At 70.7% G+C, this 12472-nt stretch carries 7 protein-coding genes; 5 read left to right on the top strand and 2 right to left on the bottom strand.

Features of this window, described 5'->3' with window-relative positions; translation table 11 throughout:
• Positions 1-114: 114 nt before the first annotated feature.
• Together ACFWI9_RS29035 and ACFWI9_RS29030 are read right to left on the bottom strand one after the other, a co-directional pair.
• Positions 115-1272, bottom strand: a complete 1158-nt coding sequence (locus ACFWI9_RS29035) for an acyl-CoA dehydrogenase family protein (protein ID WP_387166589.1) — start codon at positions 1270-1272, stop codon at positions 115-117.
• 162 nt (positions 1273-1434) lie between these two features.
• Positions 1435-3039, bottom strand: a complete 1605-nt coding sequence (locus tag ACFWI9_RS29030) for a PucR family transcriptional regulator (protein ID WP_387166586.1) — start codon at positions 3037-3039, stop codon at positions 1435-1437.
• A 242-nt stretch (positions 3040-3281) separates the two neighbouring features.
• On the opposite strand from ACFWI9_RS29030, the gene speB reads away from it, so the two are divergent.
• From speB to ACFWI9_RS29005, 5 genes are all read left to right on the top strand, one after another.
• Positions 3282-4274, top strand: coding sequence for an agmatinase (gene speB, locus ACFWI9_RS29025; protein ID WP_387166583.1), 993 nt, complete (start codon positions 3282-3284; stop codon positions 4272-4274).
• A 138-nt stretch (positions 4275-4412) separates the two neighbouring features.
• Positions 4413-6140 carry a thiamine pyrophosphate-binding protein gene (locus ACFWI9_RS29020; RefSeq protein WP_387166580.1) on the top strand — a complete coding sequence of 576 codons (1728 nt, stop codon included), beginning with the start codon at positions 4413-4415 and terminating at the stop codon, positions 6138-6140.
• A gap of 271 nt (positions 6141-6411) precedes the next feature.
• A complete protein-coding gene (locus ACFWI9_RS29015) occupies positions 6412-10308 on the top strand; it encodes an ABC transporter ATP-binding protein (RefSeq protein WP_387166577.1) in 3897 nt (1298 codons plus the stop codon).
• Between the two features lie 117 nt (positions 10309-10425).
• Positions 10426-10818, top strand: coding sequence for a hypothetical protein (locus tag ACFWI9_RS29010; RefSeq protein ID WP_387166575.1), 393 nt, complete (start codon positions 10426-10428; stop codon positions 10816-10818).
• A 130-nt stretch (positions 10819-10948) separates the two neighbouring features.
• Positions 10949-12400, top strand: a complete 1452-nt coding sequence (locus ACFWI9_RS29005) for a S28 family serine protease (protein ID WP_387166572.1) — start codon at positions 10949-10951, stop codon at positions 12398-12400.
• Positions 12401-12472 lie beyond the last annotated feature (72 nt).

Raw genomic sequence — 12472 nt, 5'->3', positions numbered from 1 at the left:
GACGGCCGAGCCGACCCCCTCACCCCCCCCCCCCCCCCCCCTGTTATTGTGCGCGTCTTTCTGGGGCGGGGTGCCACACTCCCCCCCAGCCCGTCAAGGGCTTCGCTCACAGGGTCAGAGTCCCATGTTCTTGGCGATGATCGACTTCATGACCTCGCTGGTGCCGCCGTAGATGCGGTTGACGCGGTTGTCGGCGTACAGACGGGCTATCGGGTACTCGTTCATGTAGCCGTAGCCGCCGTGCAGCTGGAGGCAGCGGTCGATGACCCGGTGCGCGACCTCGGTGCAGAACAGCTTGGCCGACGCGGCCTCGGCCGGGGTCAGCTCGCCCGCGTCCAGGGCCTCGAGGGCGCGGTCGGCGACGGCCTCGGCGGCGTCCACCTCGGCCTGGCAGGCGGCCAGCTCGAACTTGGTGTTCTGGAACGAGGCGACCGTCTTGCCGAAGACCGTGCGGTCCTGCACGTACTGCTTGGCGAACCGGATGGCGGCCTTGGCCTGGGCATAGGCGCCGAAGGCGATACCGAAGCGCTCGGAGGTCAGGTTCTGGCCGAGGTAGTAGAAGCCCTTGTTCTCCTCGCCGAGCAGGTCCTCGACTGGGACCTTGACGTCGACGAAGGCCAGCTCCGCGGTGTCGGAGGTGCGCAGGCCCAGCTTGTCCAGCTTGCGGCCGATGGAGTAGCCCTCGGACTTGGTGTCCACCGCGAAGAGGGAGATACCGAAGCGGCGGTCCTCGGCGGTCGGGGCGGAGGTGCGGGCGCAGACGATCACACGCTCGGCGTGCACACCACCGGTGATGAAGGTCTTGGCGCCGTTGAGGACGTAGTGGGTGCCGTCCTCGGAGAGCTTGGCGGTGGTCTTCATGCCCGCGACGTCGGAGCCGGTGCCCGGCTCGGTCATCGCCAGCGCCCACATCTCCTCGCCGGTGACGAACTTCGGCAGGAAGCGCTTCTTCTGCTCGTCGTCGGCGAGCATCTTGATGTAGGGGAGGGCGAGCAGCACATGCACGCCGGAGCCGCCGAAGTGGACACCCGCGCGGGAGGTCTCCTCGTAGATCACGGCCTCGAACTTGTGGGTGTCCAGGCCCGCGCCGCCGAACTCCTCGGGCACGTTGATACCGAACACGCCCAGCTCACCGAGCTTGTGGTAGAACTCGCGCGGCGCCTGGCCGGCCGCGAACCACTCGTCGTAGACAGGGACGACCTCGGCCTCGATGAAGGCGCGGATGGTCTCCCGGAACGCTTCGTGGTCCTCGTTGAATACGGTCCGGCGCACGGACGCCTCCTCTGCGGTGACGGGCTGGCCCGGCCGGCTTGGTCGCCTCGGCCGGCCTGGTTGGCTTGTACAAGCCTTGTCTAAGCGCTTGCTCAGACAGAAGTTACCGGTCGGTCACCGTGACTGTCCATAGCCGGTTGTCCAGATCACAGCCGCGCCCGGTCACAGCCACCTGAGGGCGAACCAGAGCTCCATCCGTACGTCCGCGTCGTCCACGTCGACCCCGAGCAGCGAGCCGCAGCGGGCGATCCGCTGGCGCACGGTGTTGCGGTGCACCCCCAGGGCGACCGCAGTGCGGTCCCAGCTGCCGTGCAGGGAGAGCCAGACCCGCAGCGTCTCGGTCAACGCGGGGGAGTCCGCGATGGGCGTGAGGAGGGTTCGTGCGTGCGCGCCGGCCTCGCCGGGTGACACCAGCGCGGCCAACCCCGTGTCGCGCTGCCGGGCCAGCGGTTCACGGGTCGCCTCAGCTCGTCGCAGCGCACGCGCGGCGGCGGTGTCGGCCGCGCTCAGCTCGCCGGCCTCGACAGGGGCGCTCACTCCAAGCGTCCAACCGGACTGGGGCTCGATCCGGTGCTCCCGGTGCTGCCCCTGCTCCCGGGGTTTCTCGGGGAGCAGGATCCGTACGGTCGCGCCCGTTGCCGCCGAGTCCGTCGATTCGGTTGATCCAGTCGATTCAGCGTCAAACGACGGTGCGGCGATCATGTCCACGAGGGCGCTGCCCAGTGCCGTGCCGAGCGCGGTTGCCGCGATCCGGTCAGGCGCCGGCCCCTGCCGGGAGGCGTGCACCACCATCCAGCGGCCCGGCGCCAGCGAGGGAGCCACTTCGGCGGGTGTCGCCCCCAGCAGCAGCCGCACCAGCGCGGCGGAGTGTGCGGCCGGGTCCGCTCCCTGATGCGGTGCGGTCAGCAGCGACAGGAGGACGACGGCCATCCCCGCCACCGTGTGCCCGCCCGGCTCGCGGGCCTCGGTGGCGATTCCGAGGGCCAGCCCCTCCGCGCCGCCGAGCGCGTACGCGGCCAGATGGTGCCCGGCGGCCGTGTCGGTGGCGGAGGAGGGAGTGCGCCGGGCCGGGACCGAGTCCCCGTGGCTGTCGGGCTCCGCCGGCTCGGTGTCCGCCGTGGCCGGACTCACCACGCGCACCAGCCGGCCCAGGGCCGCACGCGCCTCCCGCGCCGGCGCCCGCCCGGCGGACTGCAAGGCGGAGCCGTCCGATGACATCAGCACCGCCCAGCCGCCCAGCCGGGCGGCGAGCTGCCGAAGTACCGCGGGGATCGGGTCGGGCCGCGCGGCGGCGGCGGCGAGGCCCTGCTGCGCCTCGCTGACCCGGCGTACCTCCCGCAATCTGACCTGGGCCATCAATCGCCACACGGCACGCGCGATCGCCGTGAACGGCGTCTGCGGCGGCACCTCCACCAGCGGCAGTCCATGCTGCTCGCAAGCCCGTACGAGAGCCTCGGGCACGGTCTCGTGCACCGGCGCCACTCCGAAGCCGATCGCCGCGCCCCCTGCCTCGGCGACGCGGGAGACGTACCTCTCCGGGTCCGCCAGCAGGACTCCGGCGGTCAGCAGCAGTTCACCGCCCAGCAGGTAGGGGTACGGATCGGCCATTTCCGAGGTGTGCACCCACTGGATGGCGGTGTCATCAGGGCCTGCGATCAACCGCAGACCCAGATCCTCGCGTGCCAGCAGCGCGGACAGGGGGATGGGCGGCGCGGGCAGGGCGGGCGGGGCCGCTGGGGGCGACGGGCGAGCGATGGGGTCCGGCATGGTGGACGTTCCATCCAAACAGGTCTTTCGGAATGGAGGAAACGTATACTTCATGGCCGCCTTTTGGCCACTTATCGTCGAGAGGCGTGGTCACCGTCGGCACGGGTGCACATCCCCAGGCACAAGCCGCCCGCGGTATGGGCAGACCATCAGAGCCACCGCAGTCGAGCCATCGCGACCGGACCCCCCATCCAGGTCGGTCCGGTCCCATCCCATCGCAGCCGTAGGAAGAAGGCATGGTCATGAGCAGCAACGAGACGCCGCGCGGCCCCATCGACTCGTCCCGCACTCCGCGGTACGCCGGACTCGCGACGTTCGCCCGGCTGCCCCGGCTGGACGAGGTCGGCCGCACCGACGTCGCCGTGGTCGGCGTGCCCTTCGACGCCGGGGTCTCGTACCGTCCGGGCGCACGCTTCGGCGGCAACGCCATCCGTGAGGCCTCCCGGCTGCTGCGCCCCTACAACCCCGCGCAGGACGCCTCGCCGTTCGCGCTCGCCCAGGTCGCCGACGCGGGTGACATCGCCGCCAACCCGTTCAACATCAACGAGGCGGTCGAGACCATCGAGGCGGCGGCCGACGACCTGCTCGGCACCGGCGCCCGCATGATGACGCTCGGCGGCGACCACACCATCGCGCTGCCGCTGCTGCGCTCGGTCGCCAAGAAGCACGGCCCGGTCGCCCTGCTCCACTTCGACGCCCACCTGGACACCTGGGACACCTACTTCGGTGCCGAGTACACCCACGGCACCCCGTTCCGCCGTGCCGTCGAGGAGGGCATCCTCGACACCGAGGCGCTCTCCCACGTCGGTATCCGCGGCCCGCTCTACGGGAAGCAGGACCTGACCGACGACGAGAAGATGGGCTTCGGCATCGTCACCTCGTCCGATGTCTACCGGCGAGGCGCCGACGAGGTGGCCGACCAGCTCCGCCAGCGCATCGGCGACCGTCCGCTCTACATCTCCATCGACATCGACTGCCTCGACCCGGCTCACGCACCGGGCACCGGCACCCCGGAGGCGGGCGGTATGACCTCCCGCGAGCTGCTGGAGATCCTGCGCGGCCTGGCCTCCTGCAACCTCGTCTCGGCCGATGTCGTCGAGGTCGCCCCGGCCTACGACCACGCCGAGATCACCTCGGTCGCCGCATCCCACACGGCGTACGAGCTGACTACGATCATGGCCCGTCAGATCGCGGCGAGCCGTGCCGACGGCGGCGCCGGACAGCACGCGAAGTAGCGTGCCCTCTGCCGCCGGCGCCGACCTCGGTTCCGGCCCGGCCCGGCTCGGGGAGCGGGGGTCGGAGCCGGAGCGACAGCCGCAGCGAGGAGCACGCCGCACCCGGCGGCGGGCAGCACGAAGGGACACCGGACACCCATGACCCATGACCACGATCTGGTACTGCGGCCGAGCGCGGCGCAGACCGAGGCCGCGCTCAACCCGCCGGTCGGGCGCAGGGGCGGGGACCTGGTCATCGAGACCCTGAAAGGGCTCGGGGCCACGACGGTGTTCGGGCTGCCGGGACAGCACGCGCTCGGCATGTTCGACGCCCTGCGACGCTCACCGCTGAGGTACGTCGGCCTTCGCGTCGAGAACAACGCGGGCTTCGCCGCCGACGCCTACGGGCGGATCACCGGCGAGGCGGCACCGCTTCTGGTGTCGACCGGTCCCGGCGCGCTGACCTCGCTCGCCGCGCTCCAGGAGGCGGCAGCGGCCTCTGCCCCGGTGCTGGCGATCTCCAGCCAGGTCCCGCGCGCCGGCCTCGGCGGCGGGCGGCACGGTTATCTGCACGAGCTGCGCGACCAGCAGGCGTCGTTCCGCGAGATCGTGAAGTCCGTGCACACCGTGCGTACCGCCTCGCAGATCCCGTCCGCGATCGCCGCCGCCTGGGAGTCCGCGCTGAGTGCTCCGCACGGGCCGGTCTGGGTGGAGATCCCGCAGGACGTGTTGCTCGCCGAGACGGACCTTCCGGTCGTGACTGCCGTGGACGCGACCCCGCGCGAGCTCGTCCCGCGTCCCGAACTGACCGCCGTGGCCGCGCATCTGCTGCGCGCTGCCGAACGCCCGGCGATCATCGCGGGCGGGGGTGTCGTACGTTCCGACGCCTCCGGCAAGCTGCGGGCGCTCGCCGAGCGGCTGGACGCCCCGGTCGTCACCACATTCGGCGGCAAGGGCGCCTTTCCGTGGGAGCATCCGCTGTCCCTGCGCTCCTGGCTGGAGGACCGGCACACCACCGATTTCCTGGAGGACGCGGACGTCCTCCTGGTCGTCGGGTCCGGACTCGGCGAGCTGTCCTCGAACTACCACACCTTCGCGCCGCGTGGCCGGGTGATCCAGATCGAGGCCGACCTCGGCAAGCTGGAGTCCAACCATCCGGCGCTGGGTATCCACGCCGACGCGCGCATCGCGCTCTCCGCGCTGCTGGAAACGCTGGAGACGCGGCAGCCGGGAGTAGCTTCGGCCCCCATGGCCGTATCCGGGGCCGATGGCGCCCCGTCGGGCGCCGAGCGGGTGTCCGGTGTGCTGGCGAAGGTCGCGGAGCGTATCGCCGACCAGGAACTGGCCCTGGAACAGGAGGTGCTCGCAGCGGTGCGCGAGGCGCTTCCGGACGACGCGCCGAGCTTCTGGGACATGACCATCCTGGCTTACTGGGCCTGGTCCGCCTTCGACCCCCGCCGACCGAACACCATGCACTCCGCGCAGGGCTCGGGCGGCCTCGGCTACGCCTTCCCCGCCGCCCTCGGCGCCGCCGCGGCGGACCCCGGAACACCGGTCCTCGCCGTGTCCGGTGACGGTGGGGCGATGTACTCGATCGCGGAGTTGGCGACGGCGAAGCAGTACGACCTGCCGGTGACCTGGCTGATCGTGGACGACGGCGGCTACGGCATCCTTCGCGAGTACATGACCGACGCCTTCGGCGAGACGACCGGCACCGAACTGACTCGCCCGGACTTCGTGGCGCTCGCCGAGTCCTTCGGGGTGCCAGCGGTGCGGACCACACCCGAGGCGCTCCGCAAGGACCTGGCCGAGTCCCTGGCCCGCTCCGGGCCCTCGGTGGTGGTGCTGCCGGCGCTGCTGAGAATGTTCGCGCCGACGCACCTCTGAAGGTGGCGCCGGGCCGGGTTCACTCGCCTGCGGCCCGCGACCTCGACTGTCCCGCACTCACTCGCCTGCGCAGCGTCTACAGGCGGTAGTCGTTGCTCGTCCGTGCACCGTCCCTGGTCCTAGGGCCAGGGACCGATCTTTGCCGCAACCCGCGCTTTCAGCCCGCCGGCGGGATGAAAACCGGCTCGGTGCGTGTTGCAGCCTTCCGGCAGACGCGCGTGGATGAGTGGATCACCGGATCACCGGTTCACAGGAGCAACGGGAGGCGTAAGTGGCGGGGGAGACACAGGGGTGGGCGCGAAGGCTGACCGGTTACGCATGGCGCTACCGGCGCGATGTGTTGCTCGCGCTCGGATCATCCCTCGGCGGTATGGCGGTGATGGCCCTGGTGCCGCTGATCGTCAAGGTCGTCATCGACGACGTGATCAGTGACCACACCCGGTCTCTGGCGGTCTGGGTCGGGTTGCTCGTCGCCTCCGCGGTCGCCGTCTACGTCTTCACGTACATCCGCCGCTACTACGGCGGCCGTCTCGCCCTCGATGTCCAGCACGACCTGCGTACCGAGATGTACGGCACGATCAGCCGGCTCGACGGGCGGCGCCAGGACGAGCTGTCCACCGGCCAGGTGGTGGGCAGGGCCACCAGCGACCTCCAGCTCATCCAGGGTCTGCTCTTCATGCTTCCGATGACCATCGGGAACGTCCTGCTCTTCGTGATCTCCCTGGTGATCATGGTCTGGCTGTCGCTGCCGCTCACTCTCGTGGCGCTCGCCGTCGGCCCCGCCCTCTGGTTCATCGCCAAGCGCAGCCGTGTCCGCCTGCACCCCGCGACCTGGTACGCCCAGCAGCAGGCCGGAACCGTCGCGGGCGTCGTCGACGGGGCGGTCGCCGGAGTCCGCGTCGTCAAGGGATTCGGGCAGGAGGAGCAGGAGACCGGGAAGCTCAAGGAGGCCGGACGCAAGCTCTTCGCCGGCCGACTGCGCACCATCCGGCTGAACTCCCGCTACACCCCCGCCCTGCAGGCCGTGCCCTCGTTCGGGCAGGTGGCCATGCTGGCGCTCGGCGGCTGGCTGGCCACCCGCGGAGAGATCACGCTCGGTACGTTCGTCGCGTTCTCGACCTATCTCGCTCAGCTGGTGGGCCCGGTGCGGATGCTGGCGATGGTGCTCACCGTAGGCCAGCAGGCACGGGCCGGTGTGGAGCGGGTCCTGGAGCTCATCGACACGCAGCCGAGCATCAAGGACGGCACCAAGGAGCTGCCGCCCGACGCCCCGGCGTCCGTCGAGTTCGACAATGTCAGTTTTGCCTACGGTTCCGGGTCCGGTTCCGGTTCCGGCGGTCGGGCCGGGGACTCGAACGGCGAAGCGCCCGATCACGAGAGCGGAGGTGCCGCCGCCCGGTCGGTGCTCGACGGGTTCTCACTGGAGATCAGGCCTGGTGAGACCGTGGCCGTGGTGGGTGCGTCCGGAAGCGGCAAATCCACGGTCTCGCTGCTGCTGCCCCGCTTCTACGACGTCACCGGCGGCGCTGTGCTCGTCGGCGGCCATGACGTCCGCGAGCTGACTCTTGAGTCGCTGCGCGCGGCCATCGGCCTGGTGCCCGAGGACAGCTTCCTCTTCTCCGACACAGTCCGCGCCAACATCGCGTACGGCAAGCCCGGCGCCACGGACGAGGAGATCGCCGAGGCCGCCCGTACCGCCCAGGCGGACCGTTTCATCGCGGAGCTGCCCGACGGATACGGCACCAAGGTCGGCGAGCATGGACTCACCCTCTCCGGCGGCCAGCGCCAGCGCATCGCCCTGGCCCGTGCGATCCTCGCCGACCCCAGGCTGCTGCTGCTGGACGACGCGACATCAGCCGTGGACGCACGGGTCGAGCACGAGATCCATGAGGCACTGCGCGGTGTGATGGCGGGCCGGACCACTCTGCTGATCGCCCACCGGCGTTCCACTCTTGGTCTCGCCGACCGGATCGCCGTGCTGGACGGCGGCCGACTCGCCGACATCGGTACGCATGACGAGTTGCAGGAGCGGTCCGCTCTGTACCGGCGGCTGCTCACCGACCCGGACGAGCTGGGCGGAGTGTCCCCTGGGCACACCGGTCAGGTCGAGATCCCAGAGGACCGTACGCTGCGGGCCGAGATGGACGCCGAGTTCGACGCCGAGCGCGGTATCACCCCTCCGCTGTGGGTCCGCAAGGAAGAGGCCGAACAGGACGAGGTCACCGGCGCCACGCCGGAGCTGCTGGCCCAGGTCGCCGCGCTGCCGCCGGCCGACGACACGCCCCGGGTCGACGAGGCACGCGCGGTGCTGCCCGAGGAGTCCGGCTCGTACGGGCTGCGCAGGCTGCTGCGGGGCTTCCGGCTGCCGCTTCTGGTCAGTCTGCTGCTCGTCGCGACCGACGCGGGCATGGGCCTGCTGCTGCCGGTGCTGATCCGGCACGGAATCGACGACGGGGTCGAGCGGGCGGCATTGGCGGCGGTCTGGGCGGCTTCCGCGCTCGGCCTCGTCGCGGTGCTCGTGCAGTGGGTCGCGCAGGTCGGGGAGACCCGGATGACCGGCCGAACCGGCGAGCGCATCCTGTACGCGATCAGGCTGAAGATCTTCGCGCAGCTCCAGAGGCTCGGGCTCGACTACTACGAGCGCGAGCTGACCGGTCGGATCATGACCCGGATGACGACGGACGTGGACGCGCTGTCCACCTTCCTCCAGACGGGCCTGGTCACCGCCTTCGTCTCCGTGGTCACCTTCCTCGGGATCATGATCGTACTGGTCGTGATCGATGTGCAGCTCGCCTTGGTGGTGTTCGCGACCCTGCCGGTGCTGATCATCGGCACGGTGTTCTTCCGCAGGCAGTCGGTGAAGGCGTACGAGCTGGCCCGTGAGCGGATCAGCGTCGTCAACGCCGACCTCCAGGAGTCGGTCAGCGGACTGCGCATCGTGCAGGCGTTCCGCCGTGAGCAGTCGGGGAACCGGCGGTTCGCGGAGCGCAGCGACAGCTACCGTTCGGCGCGGGTGCGCGGCCAGTGGCTTATCTCCGTGTACTTCCCCTTCGTTCAGCTGCTGGCTTCGGTAGCCGCCGCGGCGGTGCTGGTGGTCGGGGCCGAGCGGATCGAGGCGGGCACGCTTACGACGGGTGCGCTGGTGGCGTATCTGCTGTACATCGATCTGTTCTTCGCGCCGGTGCAGCAGCTGTCGCAGGTCTTCGACGGCTACCAGCAGGCGACCGTGTCCCTGGGGCGCATCCAGGAGCTGCTGGCCGAGCCGACGTCCACGAAGCAGGCGGACAGGCCGCTCGACGTGCGGGGCCTGCGCGGTGAGATCGCCTTCGAGGGCGTGAGCTTCGCCTACGGTGCGTCGGCCGGGTCCGACGCCGAGGCTGCGGCCGGCACTGAGGCGGCGGCCGGCGGGCCGGGCACGGAGGCGGCGGCCGGCGGGCCGGGCGCCGAGGGCGGCGGAAAGACGGCGGGTGAGGGCGCGCTGACCGGCATCGACCTGCGGATCCCGTCCGGTCAGACGGTGGCGTTCGTCGGCGAGACCGGAGCGGGCAAGTCGACGCTGGTCAAGCTGGTGGCCAGGTTCTACGACCCGACGAGCGGGCGCGTCACCGCCGACGGCACCGATCTACGCGAGCTGGACCTCACGGCGTACCGGCACCGTATCGGCATCGTCCCGCAGGAGGCGTACCTCTTCGCCGGGACGGTACGCGACGCCATCGCCTACGGGCGTCCGGAGGCGACGGACGCCGAGGTGGAGGCTGCGGCGCGGGCCGTGGGCGCGCACGACATGATCGCCACGCTCGACGGCGGCTATCTGCACGAGGTCGCCGAGCGCGGGCGCAATCTGTCGGCGGGCCAGCGCCAGTTGATCGCGCTGGCCCGCGCGGAGCTGGTCGACCCGGATGTGCTGCTGCTGGACGAGGCCACGGCGGCCTTGGACCTCGCGACGGAGGCCCAGGTCAATCAGGCCACCGACCGGCTCACGGGACGCCGAACCACCCTGGTTGTCGCCCACCGGCTGACCACGGCCGCGCGAGCCGACCGGGTGGTCGTGATGGCTCGTGGACGGGTGGTGGAGGACGGCACGCACGATGAGCTCCTGGCGCTTGACGGGCGCTACGCCGCGCTGTGGCGGACGTTCATCGGCGCCGCGGAGCCCACACCGGCCTGAGATGGCGTGACCGGAGGCGGGCCGTGTGACGAGCTGACCGTCTGCCCGCCTCCTGGGCCGCAACCGTCGGGGGTGGCGTTGCGTCGTACGTCGTACGTCAGTACGGCTTGACGCGGGATGGGAGCAAGAGTGTTCGGAAGGTTGCTGGTGCGCACCGGTACGGCGCTCGTGGTCGCGGGGACCCTGCTGGCGGCCGGTCCCGGGGTGCAGGAGGTGAAGGCGGCCTCCGGGTGTTCGGGTCGGCCCGTCAAGACCGTGAAGTTCGCGACCGGGGAGCTGCGGCTCTACAAACACCGTGCCTATGTGTGCGCCGTGACGATCGCGAAGCGGCCCGGCGCGCGGCGGGCGATGTCGGTCAGCCTTCAGCCGCGTGGCGGCCGCGCCGCCGTGGACAAGGGCCGCTTCACCCGGCAGGCGGGGCCGGTGACGGTGTACGCACTCAACCGCTCCGTGCGCGCCTCGGGAGCCGTCGCCGGGGCGGGCGCCACGACGGGCTGGATCCTCCTCTGAGACTCCGCGCTCGCCGAACTCCCCGGCTGCGCGGTTCTTCTCGCCCTCGCGATCCAACTGGGTCTGGCGGTAGGGGTGTTGCAGTCGCTAGGTTCGCGGCGACCGTTGTGAACCAGGGGAGGGCGCGCGCATGCGCAAAGCGCTGAGATGGCTGCTGTCGTTTGTCATGCTCATAGGTGTCGTCGGGGCGGCGACCGGTACCGCCACCGCCGCCGATCCGGGCCCGGGCCCGGCGGAAGGGACCCAGGACATCAAGGACCGGATCCTCGCGATTCCGGGGATGCGCCTGATCGAGGAGAAGCCGTACGCCGGCCACCGCTACTTCGTGCTCGACTACGCTCAGCCTGTCGATCACCGGCGCCCGTCAAAGGGGACGTTCCAGCAGCGCATCACCGTGCTGCACAAGGACACGGCCCGTCCGACCGTCTTCTACACCAGCGGCTACAACGTGGGCACCAACCCGCGCCGCCGCGAGCCCACTCAGATCGTCGACGGCAACCAGGTCGACATGGAGTATCGATTCTTCACTCCCTCCCGGCCTCAGCCCGCGGACTGGAGCAAGCTCGACATCTGGCAGGCGGCGAGTGACCAGCACCGGGTGTTCGCCGCGCTGAAGCAGATCTACACCCGGAAATGGATCGCCACCGGAGCCTCCAAGGGCGGGATGACCGCCACCTACTACGAACGCTTCTACCCGCGGGACATGGACGGCGTGGTCGCCTATGTCGCCCCGAACGACGTCAACGACCGCGCGGACACCGCCTACGACCGGTTCTTCGAGAGGGTCGGTACCAAGGAGTGCCGCGACCGGATCACCGCCGTCCAGCGCGAGGCCCTCGGCAAGCGCCGAGCGGCACTCACCGCCAAGTACCGCGCTTGGGCCAAGGAGAACGAGGGCACCTTCCAGACCATCGGTTCGCTCGACAAGGCCTTCGAGAGCCTGGTCTCCGACTACGCCTGGGCCTTCTGGCAGTACAGCCTGCTCGCCGACTGCGCCTCCCTGCCGACCGCAGCGACCGCCAGCGACCAGGAACTCTTCGACTCGCTGGACTCGATATCCGGCTTCGGCTTCTACACCGATCAGGGCCTCGAACCCTATGCTCCGTACTACTTCCAGGCGGGCACCCAGCTCGGCGCGCCCACGCTGCGCCAGCCGCAGCTGGCCGATCTGCTGCGCTACCCGGGCTACTTCACGCCGAGGGTGTATGTCCCCCGTGAGATCCCCATGAAGACGTTCGACCGGTACGCGATGCGGGACATCGACCGCTGGGTCCGGCATCACGCGAAGCACATGATCTGGGTGTACGGAGAGAACGACCCCTGGGGCGCGGAGCGGTTCCGCCCCGGCAAGGGGGCACGTGACGCCTATGTCTTCACCGCGCCCGGAGGCAACCACGGCGCCTCCGTCGCGGGTCTGCCCGAGGCCGACCGGGCCAAGGCGACCGCGCGGATCCTGGACTGGGCGGGGGTCGCCCCGGCTGCCGTCCAGCAGAACCCGGCACTGGCGAAGCGTCTGGCGCCCTACGACGCCAGGCTCGACAAGCGGAGCGACGAGCGGGATCCGTTCGCACTGCGACCGTGACGAGTCCGCGTTCCTCCGTGTAGGGACCGCGCGCCGCCGCGGGCCGGGGGCCCCAAACCCGGCGGGGGGCGC

Origin of the sequence: Streptomyces sp. NPDC127084 (assembly GCF_042724175.1) — a bacterium.
Taxonomy (GTDB): domain Bacteria; phylum Actinomycetota; class Actinomycetes; order Streptomycetales; family Streptomycetaceae; genus Streptomyces.
This window is presented reverse-complemented; position numbering and strand designations above follow the sequence as displayed.